Annotated in this window: 17 protein-coding genes; 3 read left to right on the plus strand and 14 right to left on the minus strand. The window is 58.3% G+C overall.

Annotated features, from left to right (window positions below):
- Positions 1-9 precede the first annotated feature (9 nt).
- From AF70_RS02555 to AF70_RS02605, 11 genes are all read right to left on the minus strand, one after another.
- On the minus strand, positions 10-684 hold the full coding sequence (locus tag AF70_RS02555; RefSeq protein WP_007940869.1) for an NADH-quinone oxidoreductase subunit B family protein: 675 nt from the start codon (positions 682-684) through the stop codon (positions 10-12).
- 10 nt (positions 685-694) lie between these two features.
- On the minus strand, positions 695-1,108 hold the full coding sequence (locus AF70_RS02560) for an NADH-quinone oxidoreductase subunit A (protein ID WP_007940868.1): 414 nt from the start codon (positions 1,106-1,108) through the stop codon (positions 695-697).
- A 624-nt stretch (positions 1,109-1,732) separates the two neighbouring features.
- Entirely contained in the window at positions 1,733-3,058 is a 1,326-nt protein-coding gene (gene aceA, locus AF70_RS02565) for an isocitrate lyase (protein ID WP_018925513.1), read from the minus strand.
- 515 nt (positions 3,059-3,573) lie between these two features.
- Positions 3,574-4,335, minus strand: a complete 762-nt coding sequence (locus AF70_RS02570; RefSeq protein ID WP_028941271.1) for a secretin N-terminal domain-containing protein — start codon at positions 4,333-4,335, stop codon at positions 3,574-3,576.
- A 235-nt stretch (positions 4,336-4,570) separates the two neighbouring features.
- Positions 4,571-4,996 carry a GNAT family N-acetyltransferase gene (locus AF70_RS02575; protein ID WP_028941272.1) on the minus strand — a complete coding sequence of 142 codons (426 nt, stop codon included), beginning with the start codon at positions 4,994-4,996 and terminating at the stop codon, positions 4,571-4,573.
- On the minus strand, positions 4,989-6,158 hold the full coding sequence (locus tag AF70_RS02580; RefSeq protein ID WP_019580081.1) for a cupin domain-containing protein: 1,170 nt from the start codon (positions 6,156-6,158) through the stop codon (positions 4,989-4,991). Before AF70_RS02580 ends, AF70_RS02575 begins: the two co-directional genes overlap by 8 nt.
- Before the next feature lie 86 nt (positions 6,159-6,244).
- A complete protein-coding gene (purB, locus tag AF70_RS02585; RefSeq protein ID WP_007940861.1) occupies positions 6,245-7,615 on the minus strand; it encodes an adenylosuccinate lyase in 1,371 nt (456 codons plus the stop codon).
- A 128-nt stretch (positions 7,616-7,743) separates the two neighbouring features.
- Complete coding sequence (gene hflD, locus AF70_RS02590) at positions 7,744-8,367, minus strand: high frequency lysogenization protein HflD (RefSeq protein ID WP_007940860.1); 624 nt, start codon at positions 8,365-8,367, stop codon at positions 7,744-7,746.
- Positions 8,364-9,497 carry a tRNA 2-thiouridine(34) synthase MnmA gene (gene mnmA / locus AF70_RS02595; RefSeq protein WP_028941273.1) on the minus strand — a complete coding sequence of 378 codons (1,134 nt, stop codon included), beginning with the start codon at positions 9,495-9,497 and terminating at the stop codon, positions 8,364-8,366. Before mnmA ends, hflD begins: the two co-directional genes overlap by 4 nt.
- Positions 9,498-9,556: 59 nt before the next feature.
- Positions 9,557-10,003 (minus strand): NUDIX hydrolase, encoded by a 447-nt coding sequence (locus AF70_RS02600; protein ID WP_028941274.1) that lies wholly within the window; start codon positions 10,001-10,003, stop codon positions 9,557-9,559.
- 126 nt (positions 10,004-10,129) lie between these two features.
- On the minus strand, positions 10,130-12,355 hold the full coding sequence (locus AF70_RS02605; protein ID WP_028941275.1) for an NADP-dependent isocitrate dehydrogenase: 2,226 nt from the start codon (positions 12,353-12,355) through the stop codon (positions 10,130-10,132).
- Between the two features lie 506 nt (positions 12,356-12,861).
- On the opposite strand from AF70_RS02605, the gene icd reads away from it, so the two are divergent.
- Positions 12,862-14,118 (plus strand): NADP-dependent isocitrate dehydrogenase, encoded by a 1,257-nt coding sequence (icd, locus tag AF70_RS02610; protein WP_019580084.1) that lies wholly within the window; start codon positions 12,862-12,864, stop codon positions 14,116-14,118.
- 86 nt (positions 14,119-14,204) lie between these two features.
- Here the strand turns inward: icd and AF70_RS02615 are convergent, their stop codons facing one another.
- On the minus strand, positions 14,205-14,489 hold the full coding sequence (locus AF70_RS02615; protein WP_028941276.1) for a cold shock domain-containing protein: 285 nt from the start codon (positions 14,487-14,489) through the stop codon (positions 14,205-14,207).
- Between the two features lie 224 nt (positions 14,490-14,713).
- Here AF70_RS02615 and clpS point away from each other — a divergent pair, with 224 nt between their 5' ends.
- Both clpS and clpA read left to right on the plus strand, forming a co-directional pair.
- Complete coding sequence (clpS, locus tag AF70_RS02620; RefSeq protein WP_015094394.1) at positions 14,714-15,076, plus strand: ATP-dependent Clp protease adapter ClpS; 363 nt, start codon at positions 14,714-14,716, stop codon at positions 15,074-15,076.
- 30 nt (positions 15,077-15,106) lie between these two features.
- A complete protein-coding gene (clpA, locus tag AF70_RS02625) occupies positions 15,107-17,377 on the plus strand; it encodes an ATP-dependent Clp protease ATP-binding subunit ClpA (RefSeq protein WP_019580086.1) in 2,271 nt (756 codons plus the stop codon).
- Between the two features lie 165 nt (positions 17,378-17,542).
- On the opposite strand, the gene infA is transcribed toward clpA, so the two are convergent.
- Both infA and AF70_RS02635 read right to left on the minus strand, forming a co-directional pair.
- Complete coding sequence (gene infA, locus AF70_RS02630) at positions 17,543-17,761, minus strand: translation initiation factor IF-1 (RefSeq protein ID WP_002553999.1); 219 nt, start codon at positions 17,759-17,761, stop codon at positions 17,543-17,545.
- Between the two features lie 100 nt (positions 17,762-17,861).
- Positions 17,862-18,569, minus strand: coding sequence for an arginyltransferase (locus tag AF70_RS02635; RefSeq protein WP_019580087.1), 708 nt, complete (start codon positions 18,567-18,569; stop codon positions 17,862-17,864).
- Positions 18,570-18,593: the final 24 nt, after the last annotated feature.

The following is an 18,593-nucleotide window of genomic DNA, read 5'->3' on the forward strand; positions in this document are numbered from 1 at the left end:
AGATCTGGATCAGACTTCGTCGGGGCTGCGCAGGTTGGTTACCTGAATACGCTGTTCGCGGCGCTGTTCCTTTTGCGAAGGCATCTCGGCGCGGTAAACGCCTTGATCGCCAACGACCCAGGAAAGTGGGCGACGCTCCTGGCCAATCGACTCCTGCAACAGCATCAAGCCTTGCAGAAAAGCTTCAGGGCGGGGTGGGCAGCCAGGCACGTAGACGTCCACGGGCAGGAACTTGTCCACCCCTTGAACGACGGAGTAGATGTCGTACATGCCACCGGAGTTGGCGCACGAACCCATGGAAATGACCCATTTAGGTTCGAGCATCTGCTCGTAGAGACGCTGAATGATCGGCGCCATCTTGATGAAGCAGGTACCGGCGATAACCATGAAATCCGCCTGACGCGGTGATGCCCGAATTACCTCGGCGCCAAAGCGCGCGATGTCGTGGGGCGCCGTGAAGGCGGTAGTCATTTCCACGTAGCAGCACGAAAGACCGAAGTTATACGGCCACAGGGAGTTCTTGCGCCCCCAGTTGATCGTGCCGTTGAGCACGTCTTCGAGCTTGCCCATGAAAATGTTTTTGTGGACTTGATCTTCTAACGGATCGGAAACGGTTTCCCGTTGGCCAATCGGATACTGCTCGTTAGGAGCATCGGGGTCGATCCTGGTGAGATTGTATTGCATTGCCAAAGCCTCATTGTTTCAGCTTCGCTTGCCGCTTAAGACGAGCTGCCGGAGCCCAGTCAAGGGCGCCCACTCGAAATAGGTAGACAAGACCTGCCAACAGAATTGCTATGAAAACGAGAGCTTCGACGAATCCGGTCCAGCCGCTTTCGCGGACGGACACAGACCAGGCAAAGAGAAAGAGGGCTTCGATATCGAAGATCACGAAGAGCATCGCGACCAGATAGAATTTGGCTGAGAGCCGCAAGCGGGCGCCACCTGTAGGTAGCATGCCGGACTCGAACGGTTCGTTTTTGCTGCGGCCCCAGGCTTTTGACCCGAGGAGGCTGGAGACGCCGAGCATGAAGGCGCAAAGGCCGCCGACACCCAGAAGGAAAATGGCAAAGCCCCAGTTGTGGGCCATGAGTCCGGTCGCTTCGGGCATGCTGGTAATCCTTAACAGAGAGCAAAGGTCTCTGAGCTTGATAAAGAAATAAGGCAGTGACGATATGTCGCAGCAATCAATCCCGCTGATTTTATGGCTAAACACCCTGCAAGTAAAATTCCAATAGCGAAATTATTTATTGGAATAAGGACATGGCGCATCTCCAAAGCCCTGTAGCCCATGCGGTTCGGGCATTAGCGGGGGTTTTGTCAAATATGTTTTGTAGGGAATGTAACGAACATAGTTTCCGCTAAATGATAATCAATGTTATTTGGTGTGGTTTTCAAACTGTTTAGCGAGCAGCGGTTCGGGAAGTTGTCTTATATGCGCGTTACTGCAAGTAGCGCGCGGGGTGGTTTTACCTTGTTTTCCTGATCGTGAAACTGCTCTGGATCAAGGTTTTTTCCTGCACCCGATCCCGTAGGAGCGAGGCTTGCCCGCGAAGAACGATGATGCGGTATGTCTGAAAAACCGCAGCGCATTCTTCGCGGGCAAGCCTCGCTCCTACAGAGGGGGAGAATCGCAGGCAAAAAAACGCCCCGAACCAGTCGGGGCGTCAGATGAGCGGCTTTGCGGTTAGCTTTTTATTCGGTCCGCAAGGGCCGTTTGTTTAAGCGAAGCAGATCAGTGGAACTGTTCTTCTTCGGTCGAACCGGTCAGTGCGGTTACCGAAGACGTGCCACCCTGGATCACGGTGGTCATGTCGTCGAAGTAGCCGGTGCCCACTTCCTGCTGGTGAGCCACGAAGGTGTAGCCCTTGGCGGCGTCGGCGAACTCTTGCTCTTGCAGCTTAACGTAGGCGGTCATGTCGTTGCGGGCGTAGTCGTGCGCCAGGTTGAACATGCTGTGCCACATGTTGTGAATGCCGGCCAGGGTGATGAACTGGTGCTTGTAACCCATGGCGGACAGTTCGCGCTGGAACTTGGCGATGGTCGCGTCGTCCAGGTTTTTCTTCCAGTTGAAGGAAGGCGAGCAGTTGTACGACAGCAGTTGGTCCGGGTATTCCTTTTTGATCGCTTCGGCGAAGCGACGGGCTTCGTCCAGATCCGGCTTGGCGGTTTCGCACCAGATCAGGTCGGCGTACGGCGCGTAGGCCAGGCCGCGAGCGATGGCCTGGTCGAGACCGGCGCGAACCTTGTAGAAGCCTTCCTGGGTACGGGTGCCGGTCACGAATGGCTGATCGTACGGGTCGCAGTCGGACGTCAGCAGGTCAGCGGCGTTCGCGTCGGTACGGGCCAGGATAATGGTCGGTACACCGGCGACGTCGGCTGCCAGACGAGCAGCGGTCAGCTTCTGCACGGCTTCCTGGGTCGGAACCAGTACCTTGCCGCCCATGTGGCCGCATTTTTTTACGGAAGCCAGTTGGTCTTCGAAGTGAACGCCGGCGGCGCCTGCTTCGATCATGCTTTTCATCAGCTCGTAAGCGTTCAGCACGCCGCCGAAACCGGCTTCAGCGTCAGCCACGATCGGGGCGAAGTAGTCGATGTAGCCTTCGTCGCCCGGGTTCTTGCCGGCTTTCCACTGGATCTGGTCAGCGCGACGGAACGAGTTGTTGATGCGCTTGACCACGGTTGGAACCGAATCCACCGGGTACAGCGACTGGTCCGGGTACATCGATTCGGCGGAGTTGTTGTCCGCAGCCACTTGCCAGCCCGACAGGTAGATCGCCTGGATGCCGGCCTTGACTTGCTGTACGGCCTGGCCACCGGTCAGGGCGCCCATGCAGTTAACGAAATCTTTCTCAGGACGGAAGGACGGCTTGGCGCCCTGGGTCACCAGGTTCCAGAGCTTCTCGGCGCCCATTTTTGCAAAGGTGTGCTCAGGTTGAACCGAGCCACGCAGACGGACGACGTCAGCAGCGGAGTAATTGCGCTTCACGCCTTTCCAGCGTGGGTTTTCAGCCCAGTCTTTTTCGAGGGCTGCAATTTGCTGTTCGCGTGTCAGTGCCATGGAGATAAACCTCGTCGCGTCTTTAATCGAAAATGGTTCTGGGTGAACAATTCCTGCGTGCCAAATACGCTCATTCAGTTGGGGGCGTACATGGCTGCTCGCTGACCAGAAGCTTAGGCGGTCAAGTCGGGTTCGGCGGGGATGGCGACGGGATGAACGATGGGCTCGAGGGGGAAGTGAGCAGGTAAGGGCGAACTGGCGAGCGCATTCGGGCGTCGTGGGCCTTGGTGCGAACTTCAGTGTGGAGCCGGGTTACCTAATTACGCTTCCGTCCCTCGGGACAACTTCGTTCCAGTCGGCAACCTCGTCAAACACACCTTGTGGGCGGTACAGACACGAATCGGCTCGCGGGGTAGGGTGCGAACAGCGACTCGAAAGCCCTTGCCAGGGCCTCTGATTAGCGGGAGCGAGGCCATCATGCCTTTGCTTTTTTGGCTCGTCAAACGTTTTGTAGTGCTTTTTTTCAAGCACTACATCTTTGGTCTAATACGACTAATCAGTCAGTTTTTGGTGCTTTAGTCCAAGGTGTCGACTTTCACCCGCAAAGTCATGTCATCCCGGCCCTGGGTCGAGTAGCTGCGGGTCAGACCCTGTTTGTCGGCCTGAGTCTGACGATTCACGCCGGCCAGGGTGATCCATTCGCCCAGTCGACCGCTGACAGTTGTGTCGGTACTTTGCACGTTCACTACATCGGGACGTTCCTGGCTCATCCGGTCACGGTTGGTACTGATGGCTAGATGAACGATGTTGCCGGTGACGCTGGCGGTGACGTAGAAACCCTGGGTGACATTGCGGTATTCGGTCTGGCTGCGCAGGTCGCCATAGCCGTCAGTCTGAGTGCTGGTGAGCGGCACGCTTTGGCCGACCTGGATTAGCGCCGGTGCGCCTTCGCTGGCCTGAATCTGCTGGATACCGCCTTCACGGCTGTCGGTGCTGCGATTGATGATGCGGGTTTGATTCGGTGCGGCACCGTTGACCGAGTAGCCCTGATCGCCCTGAAAGTTGTTTTCGTTGGTGTCGACGGTGATCAGTAAGCGTTTGGGGGCGGTGTCGAGTTGCGCGAGGAAGGTCTTGAGTTCATCGATCTTGTCGGGCTCGGCGTTGACGATCAGCTGGTTGCCGTAGGCGCTGACCTTGCCGTCCTTGCCGATGAAATCCTGCGCTACTGGCAGCAGGTCGGCGCTGGTGCGGTAATTCAGGGGCACGATCTCGGTGGCGGCCATGACCGAAAAACTGCAGGTCAGCAGCAGCGTGGTGAGCAGGGTGCGTAGGGACATGTCCGTTTCTCCGCAAATCAAAGGTTTGATATTGCCAGTTTGTCGGCCCGGCGTGGTGCGAGTTGAATCACAGACAGCAAAACGCCCCGGCATCCGAGAATGGCGGGGCGTTTTGTGGTGTTCTTGATATGTATTTGTGGTGAGGGGGCTTGCCCCCGTTGGGTCGCGCAGCGGCCCCAAGATTTTTAGGGCTGCTGCGCAGCCCAACGGGGGCAAGCCCCCTCGCCACAGGGAATCAAGTCGAGTGACGCACCATGTCTACATGCGGAATCCCGGCTTCCAGGAATTCCTCACTGACCATACTGAAACCCAGGCGCTCATAGAACGCCGTGGCTTGCACTTGCGCGCTCAGCATCTGCTGCTTCAGCCCGCGCTTCTCGGCTTCACCGATCACCGCTTGCATCAGCGCATCGCCAACCTTCATGCCGCGCCAGTCTTTGAGCACCGACACCCGGCCGATGTGGCCATCGGACAACAGGCGGGCGGTGCCGATCGGAAAGTCGCCTTCGAAGGCCAGGAAATGCACCGCCGTGGCGTCATCGGCATCCCATTCCAATTCAGGTGGAACGGATTGCTCGGCGACGAATACCGCTTCACGAATGCGCCGGATCTCAGCGTTGTCCTTTTGCCAGTCTGCGACACGTACGTGAATCTTATTCATCGGCAAACCCCAGGCTGCCCTGCTTGACCAGTTCACACAGCAGGCCACGGCCGTCTTCGTCGCTCAGCCATGGGCCGAGGTTATCGACATGCAGGGCGTCGGCGGCGCAGATCATTTTCAGCAGCTCGCGCAGCTTGCCCGGCAGGTAACGGCTCTGGCCGCTGGCGAACAGCAGCAGGTCGTCGTCGACTTCCGACCAGGCCAGGCGCGCACTCGGGTTGCGGATCAGCACGGCACCTTCTTCGAGCGCGCTGAGGAAGTCTTGCTCTTCGACTTCTTCCGGGCCGACCACCAGTTCCGGGTAGCGCGGCTCGGTCATGAACTGGCCGAACCAGGTCAGCAGCAGGCGCTCGTCGCTCATGTGTTCGGCCAGCAGGCTTTTGAGGCGATCGAGGGCATCGTGCTGGATTTGATGAGGATCGACCGCCGGCAGGGCGTCGGCGTCGGTGTAGCGCTCTTCGTCCGTCAGGAACTGGCTGAGGAAGTCGGTGAAGTGGGTCAGCACTTCAGCGGCGCTCGGGGCGCGGAAGCCGACCGAGTAGGTCATGCAATCATCGACAGCCACGCCAGAATGAGCCAGGCGCGGTGGCAGGTAGAGCATGTCGCCCGGTTCCAGCACCCACTCATCGGTGGCTTCGAAATCGGCGAGGATGCGCAGGTCGGCGTGTTGCAGCAGCGGGCTCTCGGAGTCGCACATCTGGCCGATTTTCCAGTTGCGCTTGCCGTGGCCTTGCAGCAGGAACACGTCGTAGTTATCGAAGTGCGGACCCACGCTGCCACCCGGAGCGGCAAAACTGATCATCACGTCGTCGACGCGCCAGCTCGGCAGGAAGCGGAAGTTTTCCAGCAGTTCGGCAACTTCCGGCACGAATTGGTCGACGGCTTGCACCAGCAGGGTCCATTCGCGTTCCGGCAGTTTGCTGAATTCGTCTTCGGCGAACGGGCCGCGGCGCAATTCCCAAGGGCGCTCGCCGTGCTCGATCACCAGGCGCGATTCGACTTCTTCTTCCAGCGCCAGGCCGGCCAGTTCGTCGGCGTCGATCGGGCTTTCGAAATCAGGAATCGCCTGACGGATCAGCAGGGGTTTTTTCTGCCAGTAGTCGCGCAGGAATTCCCGCGCCGTGATGCCGCCCAGAAGTTGAAGAGGAATGTCAGGATTCATGTGTAACCTATTGAAAAAATGCACTTTTCAGACGGGAATAAAAACGCCCGGCGGCGCCGGGCGTCTCAAACGGGTAGAGCGGTCGATCAGATGCGTTTGGCTTGTGCCACAGCGTTGCCGATGTAGTTGGCCGGGGTGAGCAGTTTCAGCTCAGCCTTGGCGGCAGCTGGCATGTCCAGGCCGTCGATGAAGGTTTGCAGTGCTTCAGGGCTGATGCCCTTGCCGCGCGTCAGCTCTTTGAGCTTCTCGTACGGGTTTTCGATGTTGTAACGACGCATCACGGTCTGGATCGGTTCGGCCAATACTTCCCAGCAAGCGTCCAGGTCGGCGGCAATCTTTTGCTCGTTGAGCTCCAGTTTGCTGATGCCTTTGAGGCTGGCTTCGTACGCGATCACGCTGTGGGCGAAGCCGACACCGAGGTTGCGCAGTACGGTGGAGTCGGTCAGGTCGCGCTGCCAGCGGGAGATTGGCAGTTTGCTCGCCAGGTGCTGGAACAGTGCGTTGGCGATGCCCAGGTTGCCTTCGGAGTTTTCGAAGTCGATCGGGTTGACCTTGTGCGGCATGGTCGACGAACCGATTTCGCCAGCGATGGTGCGCTGTTTGAAATAACCCAGGGAGATGTAGCCCCAGATGTCGCGGTCGAAGTCGATCAGGATGGTGTTGAAGCGCGCGATCGCGTCGAACAGCTCGGCGATGTAGTCGTGCGGTTCGATCTGCGTGGTGTACGGGTTGAAGCCCAGGCCCAGCTCGTCTTCGATGAAGGCGCGGGCGTTGGCTTCCCAGTCGATCTCAGGGTAGGCCGACAGGTGAGCGTTGTAGTTGCCGACGGCGCCGTTGATCTTGCCCAGCAGCGGAACGGCGGCGACTTGAGCGATTTGACGCTCCAGGCGGTAAACCACGTTCGCCAGCTCTTTGCCCAGGGTGGTCGGCGATGCCGGTTGACCGTGGGTGCGCGACAGCATCGGCACATCAGCGAAACGGATGGCCAGTTCGCGGATGGCGTTGGCGGTCTGGCGCATCAGCGGCAGCATCACGTCATCACGGCCTTCACGCAGCATCAGGGCGTGGGACAGGTTGTTGATGTCCTCGCTGGTGCAGGCGAAGTGGATGAACTCGCTGACCTTGGCCAGTTCCGGCAGCTTGGCCGCCTGCTCTTTAAGCAGGTATTCAATGGCTTTGACGTCGTGGTTGGTGGTGCGCTCGATCTCTTTGACACGCTCGGCGTGCTCCAGAGAGAAGTTTTCCGCCAGGGTGTTCAACACCGCGTTGGCTTCGGCGGAGAACGCCGGCACTTCGCTGATGGCAGGGTGAGCGGCCAGGCGCTGGAGCCAGCGCACTTCAACCAGAACGCGAGCACGGATCAGGCCGTATTCGCTGAAAATTGGGCGCAGGGCCTGGGTTTTGCCGGCGTAGCGGCCGTCAACAGGGGAAACCGCAGTGAGCGAAGAGAGCTGCATGGGGTGTTCTCGGACAGTCGGGCAACGAAATGGGGCGCGTATCATACATGAAAAAAATCCGCCGGTCCGTTGCCAACTGACCGGCGTATTACGCGTTACTGACTACAAAACGGTATTGCGGGCGCGGTTCAGCTGCTGCGCATCAGCGGGTAAAGCTCTTTAAGCAACTTGCGTCGGCTGATCACCAACTGCCAGCGATGACCGCCCAACTGCCGCCACAGGCGTGCCGAACGAATCCCGGCCAGCAACAGTGCGCGGATTTTCGAGGCATTGCTCGGTTGCTGCAGGTTGCGCATGTCGCCATGCACCTGAATTCGTTGGCGCAGAGTGCTCAGGGTGTCCTGGTACAGCGCGCCGCAAGCGGCGATCACGTTTTCGTGGGCCGGGCCGAAGTGTTCGACCTGGGACTGAATCTGCGGTAGGCGCTTGCCGATCACGTCCAGCATGTCATTGCGCTTGGCCAATTGGCGCTCCAGCCCCAGCATCGCCAGGGCGTAGCGCAGCGGTTCGCGCTGAAGGGTGCTGGGGTCGCGCTCCAGGGCGCCGATCAATGCGCGATAGCCTTCGCGCAAATTGATGTCATCGCCGCCGTACACTTCCAGAGTGTCCTTGGGGTCGCGAATCAACAGGCTGCCGAGCATGCAAGTCAGGCCGGCTTCGTTGGTCTGGCCGGTCTTGGCGATCTTGTCGACCAGCACGGCGGCGAGAAACACGCCGCCCAGGGCCGTCAGTTGCTCCTGAGTCGGGCTCATGAACGCTGGCCCTTGCTGGTCCAGGGCTCGGCTACTTCGATCACGCCGCCACCGAGGCAGATTTCACCGTCGTAGAACACCACGGATTGGCCCGGAGTGACCGCGCGTTGCGGGTCATCAAAGGTGGCACGGTAGCCGGTGGCGGTCTTTTCCAGGGTGCAAGGCTGGTCGCTCTGGCGATAACGCACCTTGGCGGTCAGCCTGCGCGGCTCGGTCAAATCGATCGGGTTGACCCAATAGATGTCCGAGGCGAGCAGGGCGCGGGAGAACAGCCATGGGTGGTCGTTGCCCTGGCCGACGATCAGCTCGTTGTGTTCCAGGTCCTTGATCAACACGTACCACGGCTCTTCACCGGCGTCTTTCAGGCCGCCGATGCCCAGACCCTGCCGCTGGCCGATGGTGTGATACATCAGGCCATGGTGACGGCCGATGACTTCACCGTCGGTGGTCTTGATCTCGCCGGGTTGGGCCGGCAGGTATTGCTTGAGGAAATCGCTGAAGCGACGTTCGCCGATAAAGCAGATTCCGGTGGAGTCCTTTTTCTTCGCGGTGGCCAGGTCGTGTTTCTCGGCAATCGCGCGGACTTCGGGTTTTTCCAGCTCGCCGACCGGGAACAGGGTCTTGGCGATCTGTTCGCCGCCGACGGCGTGCAGGAAGTAGCTTTGGTCCTTGTTCGGATCCAGGCCCTTGAGCAGTTCGGTGCGACCATCGATGTCGCGGCGACGCACGTAGTGGCCGGTGGCGATCAGGTCGGCGCCGAGCATCATGGCGTAGTCGAGGAACGCCTTGAACTTGATCTCGCGGTTGCACAGGATGTCCGGATTCGGCGTGCGACCGGCCTTGTATTCGGCCAGGAAGTGCTCGAACACGTTGTCCCAGTACTCGGCGGCGAAGTTGGCGGTGTGCAGCTTGATGCCAATCTTGTCGCACACGGCCTGCGCGTCCGCCAGGTCATCCATGGCGGTGCAGTATTCCGTTCCATCGTCTTCTTCCCAGTTCTTCATGAACAGGCCTTCCACCTCATAACCCTGCTCGATCAGCAGGAGAGCGGAAACGGAAGAGTCCACGCCGCCGGACATACCGACAATGACGCGCTTCTTTTGTGTGGCAGAAGGGGCTGGATCACGCATAGGGATTTAATGAGTGTCTTGAAAAAGGACGCGATTCTAGCAGGCTCAAGCCTGCAAGGCTAAAGAGAAGGGCGGATCAGCTCGAGGCTGAAGTGTTTACCGTCCAGATAATCATCGATACAGCGGATGATCAGCTCACTGCGCCAGTTTGCGCGCTGTTGTAGCAGTTCGTCACGCGTCAGCCATTTCGCGCCGACAATACCGTCGTCCAATTGATAGTCGGGACGGTGTTTCAGCGCTTTGGCGGTGAAGCAGACGCGTTGATAGGTCACTCCGTTGCTCGGGGCGGTGTAGAGATAAATGCCTATTACGCCGGTTGGCTCGACGTCCCAGCCGGTTTCTTCGAGGGTTTCGCGTACGGCGGCCTCGATCAGGGTTTCGTCCGGGTCCAGATGACCGGCGGGCTGATTGAGCACCGTTCGTCCGTGTTTGGATTCTTCGACCATCAGGAAGCGACCGTTGTCTTCGACGATGGTGGCGACGGTGATGTGGGGTAGCCAATCCATGAAATGTCCTTAATGTTGAATTTGAAGCGCTTTCCCTGTGGGGGCAGTGTTCACATTTGAATGCTGTCAACGCTGAAAACACAAACCCCGGCGCATGGCCGGGGTTTGTGATGTTCCCTTACAACCTTAAACCAACGCAGCGATCGCGGCGTTGAAGGTTGCGCTCGGGCGCATGGCCTTGCTGATCAGCTCGGCATTGGCGTGGTAGTAACCGCCGATGTCCACTGGCTTGCCCTGAACGGCGTTGAGCTCGGCAACGATAGTTGCTTCGTTCGCGGTCAGGGTTTTGGCCAGTTCGCCAAACTGCGCTTGCAGTGCAGCGTCTTCGGTCTGGGCGGCCAGGGCCTGAGCCCAGTACAGCGCCAGGTAGAAGTGGCTGCCGCGGTTGTCGATGTTGCCGACTTTGCGCGATGGCGACTTGTTGTTGTCCAGGAACTGGCCAGTGGCCTGATCCAGGGTCTTGGCCAGCACCAGCGCTTTAGGGTTGTTGTACGTCACACCCAGATGCTCAAGGGAGGCGGCCAGGGCCAGGAACTCGCCCAGGGAATCCCAGCGCAGGAAGTTTTCTTCCAGCAGCTGTTGAACGTGCTTCGGTGCCGAACCGCCAGCGCCGGTTTCGAACAGGCCACCGCCGTTCATCAGCGGAACGATCGACAGCATCTTGGCGCTGGTGCCCAGTTCCATGATCGGGAACAGGTCAGTCAGGTAGTCGCGCAATACGTTGCCGGTCACCGAAATGGTGTCGAGGCCGGAGCGAGTGCGCTCCAGGGTGAACTTCATCGCGTCGACTGGCGACATGACGCGGATGTCCAGCCCGGAAGTGTCGTGGTCCTTCAGGTAAGCCTGAACTTTCTCGATCACTACGCCGTCGTGGGCGCGCATTGGGTCCAGCCAGAAAATCGCTGGAGTGCTGCTTGCGCGAGCGCGGTTGACGGCCAGTTTGACCCAGTCCTGGATCGGCGCGTCTTTGGTCTGGCACATGCGGAAGATGTCGCCGGCTTCAACCGACTGTTCCAGCAGCAGGGAGCCTTTGCTGTCGGTGACACGAACAACGCCGTTGGCCTTGATCTGGAACGTCTTGTCGTGCGAGCCGTACTCTTCGGCTTTTTTCGCCATCAGGCCAACGTTTGGCACGCTGCCCATGGTGGTCGGATCGAAGGCGCCGTTTGCCTTGCAGTCTTCGATCACCGCCTGGTAGATGGTGGCGTAGCAGCGATCCGGGATCACCGCCTTGGTGTCGTGCAGCTGGCCGTCGGTGCCCCACATCTTGCCGGAGTCACGGATCATCGCTGGCATCGAGGCGTCGACGATGACGTCGCTCGGCACGTGCAGGTTGGTGATGCCTTTGTCGGAGTTGACCATGGCCAACGACGGACGAACGGCGTAGACCGCCTGGATGTCCGCTTCGATCTGCGCTTGTTGCTCGGCAGGCAAGGCCTTGATGCGAGCGTACAGGTCGCCGATGCCGTTGTTCAGGTTGAAGCCGATCTGCGCCAGCACGTCAGCGTGCTTGGCCAGTGCGTCTTTATAGAACTCGGCAACGATCTGGCCGAACATGATCGGGTCGGAGACCTTCATCATGGTGGCTTTGAGGTGAACCGACAGCAGCACGCCTTTTGCCTTGGCGTCTTCGATCTCGGCGGCGATGAAGCTGCGCAGCGCGTTTTTGCTCATGACTGCGCAATCGAGGATCTCACCGGCTTGTACGGTGGTTTTTTCCTTCAGGACGGTGGTGGTGCCGTCTTGAGCGATCAGTTCGATTTTGACGGCGTCAGCGGCGTCGATCAGGGCAGCTTTTTCGCTGCCGTAGAAATCGCCGGTGCTCATGTGAGCTACGTGGGACTTGGAGTCCTTGGCCCAGGCGCCCATTTTGTGCGGGTGCTTGCGTGCGTAGTTCTTGACCGACAGCGGTGCGCGACGATCGGAGTTGCCTTCGCGCAGAACCGGGTTTACGGCGCTGCCCTTGATCTTGTCGTAGCGGGCCTTGGCTTCTTTGTCGGCGTCGCTGGTCACGGTTTCCGGGTAGTCCGGCAGTGCATAGCCCTGGGCTTGCAGCTCTTTGATCGCGGCCTGCAGTTGTGGAACCGAAGCGCTGATGTTCGGCAGTTTGATGATGTTGGCTTCAGGTGTAACGGCCAGGTCGCCCAGTTCGGCGAGGTGGTCGGCTACCGCTTTATCACCCAATTGCTCGGGGAAGCTGGCCAGAATGCGCCCTGCAAGAGAGATATCGCGGGTTTCAACGGCGATATCAGCGGAGGCGGTGAAGGCCTCTACGATAGGCAACAGTGAATAGGTGGCGAGGGCTGGGGCTTCGTCGGTGAAGGTATAGATGATCTTCGAGCGGGTGGGCATATTCGGATTAACTCTCTCTTCTTTGCTAAAGCGTGCACAGAAACTCGAGGGGCGCCGGGTAAGCGCGTTCGTTCAAAGTCATCCATGAGCCGAATGTCGAGGTTTCTTTGCGGTGATGTTGGGTGCATCGGTCGAGCGTCAAGCGGGTGGACTGCGGTAACAATCCTGCTTTTTCGGGCCCAGAGTCTCGGCTACATTTCCAGTGGCAGAGAGGTCGGCCGTCGTGACTCTGTGGTCAGCGGCGGCATTATACATAGGTAGCTGGCAATCTGCCGATGGTTCATATGCAACGATTCTCGTCCATTGGTCTAAAGGTCGCAGGCAGGCGTGGGGAGTAGCCTTGCATGGCGTGCTTGAGTTTGGCGCTTTTCCCTTTACTTTCAGGCTTGTACGTCACGAACTGTGCAGCTTCGCGGCAGATGGACGGAACATAGGGTTTGCGCGCCGATTCAACTGGGGTACGCTCGGACGAAGCCAGATGTTCAATCCAAACAATGGAGTTCAGCATGGGATACAAGAAGATTCAGGTTCCAGCCGTCGGCGAAAAAATTACCGTCAACGCGGACCATTCTCTCAATGTTCCTAACAACCCGATCATTCCCTTCATTGAAGGCGATGGTATTGGCGTTGATATCAGCCCGGTCATGATCAAGGTTGTCGATGCTGCTGTTAAGAAGGCTTACGGCGGCGAGCGCAAAATTTCCTGGATGGAAGTCTACGCCGGGGAGAAAGCGACTCAGGTTTACGATCAGGACACCTGGCTGCCTCAGGAAACCCTGGACGCGGTCAAGGATTACGTGGTTTCCATCAAGGGCCCTCTGACCACGCCGGTCGGCGGTGGCATCCGTTCCCTGAACGTGGCGCTGCGCCAGCAGCTCGACCTGTATGTGTGCCTGCGTCCAGTGCGCTGGTTCGAAGGCGTGCCGAGTCCGGTCAAGAAGCCAGGCGACGTCGACATGACCATCTTCCGCGAAAACTCGGAAGACATTTATGCCGGTATCGAATGGAAGGCTGGTTCGCCGGAAGCGACCAAGGTCATCAAGTTCCTTAAAGAAGAAATGGGCGTCACCAAGATCCGTTTCGACCAGAATTGCGGTATCGGCGTCAAGCCGGTTTCCCTGGAAGGCACCAAGCGTCTGGCGCGCAAGGCCCTGCAGTACGTGGTCGACAATGACCGCGACTCGCTGACTATTGTGCACAAAGGCAACATCATGAAGTTCACCGAAGGTGCCTTCAAGGAATGGGCCTACGAAGTGGCTGCCGAAGAATTCGGCGCGACCCTGCTCGATGGCGGTCCGTGGATGCAGTTCAAAAACCCGAAAACCGGCAAGAATGTCATCGTCAAGGACGCCATCGCCGACGCCATGCTCCAGCAGATCCTGCTGCGTCCGGCCGAGTACGATGTGATCGCCACCCTGAACCTCAACGGTGACTACCTCTCCGACGCCCTGGCGGCAGAAGTGGGCGGTATCGGTATTGCGCCGGGTGCGAACCTGTCCGACACCGTGGCCATGTTCGAAGCCACCCACGGCACCGCGCCGAAGTACGCCGGCAAGGACCAGGTCAACCCGGGCTCGCTCATCCTGTCCGCAGAGATGATGCTGCGTCACATGGGCTGGACCGAGGCGGCCGATCTGATCATCAAGGGCACCAATGGCGCCATTGGTGCCAAGACCGTGACCTACGACTTCGAACGTCTGATGGACGGTGCCAAACTGGTGTCGTCTTCGGGCTTCGGTGATGCGCTGATCTCGCACATGTAAGCGAAGAACGGCTGCAATAAAACCGCCCGGCTCGAGTGATCGAGTCGGGCGGTTTTTTTATGACTGGATGCCTTGGGTGGTATGAATCAGCTCACGGCTTTGGCGTGGCTGCTGGTAGCGGCTGCGGCTGCTGCGTCAATGGCCACTTTGTCCATAATTTTGACGGCATGCAGCCCCTTGGGGCCTTGAACAATATCAAAGTATACGGCTTGCCCGGCCTTGAGGGTCTTGTATCCATCCATATCAATGGCTGAGTAGTGGGCAAAGAAATCGATTTCTTTTCCGTCCTCGTCACGACCTTCCCTGGCGTCGGTATTAATGAAACCGAACCCCTTGGCATTGTTGAACCATTTCACCTTACCGACAGCCATACCCATATCCCTCTGCAACAGACTCCATCACTGGAGTATCATCCAGTTAATCCGCAGTCTAATCTTGTAAATAGATTGACTCCGCGGACCTTTTTTACCCACTGTGGGCTCTATTGGTTGTAACACCGTTTTCCCGATAGTCAAGGTGACCGGGCAGTCGGAGTTGAAATCGCTGATGGCCGCCCCCACCACTGTATTTGCACAACTGACGAACCTTTCTTTCCATGCATGCAATCAGCCAGATTCGACTAACATTCAATCAGGATCGCCCTGATTTACACGACGACGATTCCGCAGGCATTGCTGTTCAGGAGGCTAAGCCTGCTTTACAGGCGCCGCCTATGTACAAGGTGGTTTTGTTCAACGATGACTACACACCGATGGATTTCGTCGTCGAAGTGCTCGAGGTGTTTTTTAACCTGAATCGCGAGCTGGCGACCAAGGTCATGCTGGCCGTTCATACAGAAGGACGGGCAGTATGTGGAGTGTTTACCCGCGACATCGCCGAGACCAAGGCCATGCAGGTCAACCAGTACGCCAGGGAAAGCCAGCATCCGCTACTCTGTGAAATCGAGAAGGACGGTTAATCGCCGACCACTTGGGTATGAGGTGAAGCTATGTTAAACCGCGAGCTCGAAGTCACCCTCAATCTAGCCTTCAAGGAGGCTCGTTCGAAGCGTCATGAATTCATGACCGTCGAACACCTGCTGCTGGCCCTATTGGATAATGAGGCTGCCGCTACCGTTTTGCGTGCCTGCGGCGCAAACCTCGACAAACTCAAGCATGACCTGCAGGAGTTCATCGACTCCACCACGCCATTGATCCCCTTGCATGACGAGGATCGCGAAACCCAGCCAACCCTGGGCTTCCAGCGTGTACTGCAACGTGCTGTCTTTCACGTACAGAGCTCGGGCAAACGCGAAGTGACTGGCGCCAACGTGCTGGTCGCGATCTTCAGTGAGCAAGAGAGTCAGGCAGTGTTTCTGCTGAAACAGCAGAGCGTTGCGCGCATCGATGTCGTCAACTACATCGCCCATGGCATTTCCAAAGTGCCGGGGCATGGCGATCACTCTGAAGGTGAACAAGATATGCAGGACGACGAGGGCGGTGAGTCTTCTTCTTCAGGCAATCCTCTGGATGCTTATGCCAGCAACCTCAATGAACTCGCGCGCCAGGGTCGTATCGATCCATTGGTAGGCCGTGAGCTCGAAGTCGAGCGAGTCGCGCAGATCCTGGCGCGTCGTCGCAAAAACAATCCGCTGCTGGTGGGCGAGGCGGGCGTGGGTAAAACCGCGATTGCCGAAGGCCTGGCCAAACGCATTGTCGACAACCAGGTGCCGGACCTGCTGGCCAACAGCGTGGTGTATTCCCTCGATCTGGGGGCCTTGCTGGCTGGAACCAAATACCGCGGTGATTTCGAGAAGCGCTTCAAGGCGTTGCTCAATGAACTGAAAAAACGTCCGCAGGCGATCCTGTTCATCGACGAGATCCACACCATCATCGGTGCGGGCGCTGCGTCCGGTGGCGTCATGGATGCCTCGAACCTGCTCAAGCCATTGTTGTCTTCGGGCGATATTCGCTGCATCGGTTCGACCACGTTCCAGGAGTTCCGCGGGATCTTCGAGAAGGACCGTGCCTTGGCCCGGCGCTTCCAGAAGGTCGATGTGTCGGAGCCTTCGGTGGAAGACACCATCGGTATCCTGCGTGGCCTGAAAGGGCGTTTCGAGCTCCATCACAACATTGAATACAGTGATGAAGCCCTGCGCGCCGCTGCCGAACTGGCGTCGCGTTACATCAATGACCGGCACATGCCGGACAAGGCCATCGACGTCATCGACGAGGCGGGTGCCTATCAGCGTCTGCAGCCAGTCGAGAAGCGCGTGAAACGCATCGAAGTGCCTCAGGTCGAGGACATCGTTGCGAAAATCGCGCGAATTCCGCCAAAACACGTCACCAGCTCCGACAAAGAGCTGCTGCGGAACCTTGAGCGTGACCTGAAACTCACGGTATTCGGCCAGGATGCGGCGATCGACTCACTGTCGACCGCGATCAAACTGTCCCGTGCCGGCCTCAAGTCGCCTGACAAGCCCGTCGGTTCGTTCCTGTTCGCAGGCCCGACCGGCGTCGGTAAAACCGAAGCTGCGCGGCAGCTGGCCAAGGCGTTGGGGGTCGAGCTGGTTCGCTTCGACATGTCCGAGTACATGGAGCGCCATACCGTATCGCGTCTGATCGGTGCGCCTCCAGGCTATGTCGGGTTCGACCAGGGCGGTCTGCTGACCGAAGCCATCACCAAGCAGCCTCACTGCGTATTGTTGCTCGATGAAATCGAGAAGGCGCATCCGGAAGTCTTCAACCTGCTGTTGCAGGTCATGGATCACGGTACGCTGACTGATAACAACGGGCGCAAGGCAGATTTTCGTAACGTGATCGTCATCATGACGACCAACGCCGGTGCCGAGACTGCAGCGCGTGCTTCGATCGGTTTCACCTATCAGGACCACTCGTCCGATGCGATGGAAGTGATCAAGAAGAGTTTCACGCCGGAATTCCGCAACCGTCTGGACACCATTATCCAGTTTGGTCGCCTCAGTCATGAGGTCATCAAAAGTGTGGTGGACAAGTTCCTTACCGAACTTCAGGCGCAACTGGAAGACAAGCGTGTGCAGCTGGAAGTGACTGACGCTGCACGCAGCTGGCTGGCGGCGGGTGGCTACGACACGGCAATGGGCGCTCGACCAATGGCGCGCTTGATTCAGGACAAGATCAAGCGTCCGCTGGCGGAGGAGATTCTCTTTGGCGAACTGGCCGACCATGGCGGTGTGGTGCACATCGACATCAAGGACGGCGAGCTGACTTTCGAGTTCGAGACCACGGCTGAAATGGCCTGACGTTAACTGCAACAAAGCAAAAGGCGCCGAAAGGCGCCTTTTTGCTGTCTGCCAGATGTGATCGTTCCCACGCTCCGCGTGGGAATGCCTCAACGCACGCTCCGCGTTCGGCATTGCGCACAAACAAAAACGCCCGGCATAGCCGGGCGTTTTGTATTGACTTGATTAGCGAGCGCGGTAGGTGATGCGCCCTTTGCTCAAGTCATAGGGCGTCAGCTCGACGCGCACTTTGTCGCCGGTAAGAATACGAATGTAGTTCTTGCGCATCTTGCCGGAGATATGCGCGGTTACGACGTGCCCATTTTCCAACTCCACACGAAACATGGTGTTGGGCAGGGTGTCGACGACAGTGCCTTCCATTTCGAAGCTGTCTTCTTTCGACATGCAGTAAAGCCCTCGGTGTCCAATGAATGGCCCGGTGCAACTGCGCCAGGCAAAAGCGGCGTGCATTGTGCCCGAAAAGTGGGGTTTAAGCCAAGGGGTTCTAGCTCAGGATGACCCAACGTTGATTAATCAGCAGTTCGATAGGGCGATATTGGGTCTTGTAGCTCATTTTTTTGCAGTTTTTGATCCAGTAGCCGAGATAGACCGCTTCCAGCCCCAGGCGCCGGGCTTCGGCAATCTGCCAGAGAATCGCGTAACGCCCCAGGCTGCGACGCTCCTCGCCGGGCTCGTAGAAGGTGTACACCGCTGACAGGCCATTGGGCAGCAAGTCGGTGACGGCCACCGCCACCAGTCGGCCTTCGAGACGAAATTCGTAGAAGCGGGAGAACGGCAGGTCACGCACCAGGAAGGTCGAGAACTGGTCGCGACTCGGCGGATACATATCGCCGTCGGCGTGGCGCTGTTCGATGTAGCGCTGATAGAGGTCGAAATACTCCTCGCTGAACTTTGGTCGGGCCGGGCGTACCTGCAAGTCGGCATTGCGTTTGAGAATGCGTTTCTGCTGACGGTTGGGGGTAAATTGCGCCACAGGAATGCGCGCCGGTACGCACGCATTGCAATTCTGGCAATGGGGCCGGTAGAGATGATCGCCACTGCGACGAAAGCCCATTTCCGACAGATCTGCGTAGACATGCACATCCATGGGCTGACTGGGATCGAGGAACAGCGTAGTGGCCTGCTCCTCGGGCAGATAACTGCAAGAGTGGGGCTGAGTGGCATAGAACTTCAAACGCGCCAACTCGGTCATGATCAACCCTCGGGATAAACTTTT

This window comes from Pseudomonas sp. KD5 (genome assembly GCF_012932895.1).
Lineage (GTDB): Bacteria > Pseudomonadota > Gammaproteobacteria > Pseudomonadales > Pseudomonadaceae > Aquipseudomonas.

Excerpts from the sequence above, each read along its gene's own strand:
- AF70_RS02555 (WP_007940869.1), bottom strand. The coding sequence starts at position 684 with ATGCAATACAATCTCACCAGGATCGACCCCGATGCTCCTAACGAGCAG.
- AF70_RS02560 (WP_007940868.1), bottom strand. The coding sequence starts at position 1,108 with ATGCCCGAAGCGACCGGACTCATGGCCCACAACTGGGGCTTTGCCATT.
- aceA (WP_018925513.1), bottom strand. The coding sequence starts at position 3,058 with ATGGCACTGACACGCGAACAGCAAATTGCAGCCCTCGAAAAAGACTGG.
- AF70_RS02570 (WP_028941271.1), bottom strand. The coding sequence starts at position 4,335 with ATGTCCCTACGCACCCTGCTCACCACGCTGCTGCTGACCTGCAGTTTT.
- AF70_RS02575 (WP_028941272.1), bottom strand. The coding sequence starts at position 4,996 with ATGAATAAGATTCACGTACGTGTCGCAGACTGGCAAAAGGACAACGCT.
- AF70_RS02580 (WP_019580081.1), bottom strand. The coding sequence starts at position 6,158 with ATGAATCCTGACATTCCTCTTCAACTTCTGGGCGGCATCACGGCGCGG.
- purB (WP_007940861.1), bottom strand. The coding sequence starts at position 7,615 with ATGCAGCTCTCTTCGCTCACTGCGGTTTCCCCTGTTGACGGCCGCTAC.
- hflD (WP_007940860.1), bottom strand. The coding sequence starts at position 8,367 with ATGAGCCCGACTCAGGAGCAACTGACGGCCCTGGGCGGCGTGTTTCTC.
- mnmA (WP_028941273.1), bottom strand. The coding sequence starts at position 9,497 with ATGCGTGATCCAGCCCCTTCTGCCACACAAAAGAAGCGCGTCATTGTC.
- AF70_RS02600 (WP_028941274.1), bottom strand. The coding sequence starts at position 10,003 with ATGGATTGGCTACCCCACATCACCGTCGCCACCATCGTCGAAGACAAC.
- AF70_RS02605 (WP_028941275.1), bottom strand. The coding sequence starts at position 12,355 with ATGCCCACCCGCTCGAAGATCATCTATACCTTCACCGACGAAGCCCCA.
- icd (WP_019580084.1), top strand. The coding sequence starts at position 12,862 with ATGGGATACAAGAAGATTCAGGTTCCAGCCGTCGGCGAAAAAATTACC.
- AF70_RS02615 (WP_028941276.1), bottom strand. The coding sequence starts at position 14,489 with ATGGCTGTCGGTAAGGTGAAATGGTTCAACAATGCCAAGGGGTTCGGT.
- clpS (WP_015094394.1), top strand. The coding sequence starts at position 14,714 with ATGCATGCAATCAGCCAGATTCGACTAACATTCAATCAGGATCGCCCT.
- clpA (WP_019580086.1), top strand. The coding sequence starts at position 15,107 with ATGTTAAACCGCGAGCTCGAAGTCACCCTCAATCTAGCCTTCAAGGAG.
- infA (WP_002553999.1), bottom strand. The coding sequence starts at position 17,761 with ATGTCGAAAGAAGACAGCTTCGAAATGGAAGGCACTGTCGTCGACACC.
- AF70_RS02635 (WP_019580087.1), bottom strand. The coding sequence starts at position 18,569 with ATGACCGAGTTGGCGCGTTTGAAGTTCTATGCCACTCAGCCCCACTCT.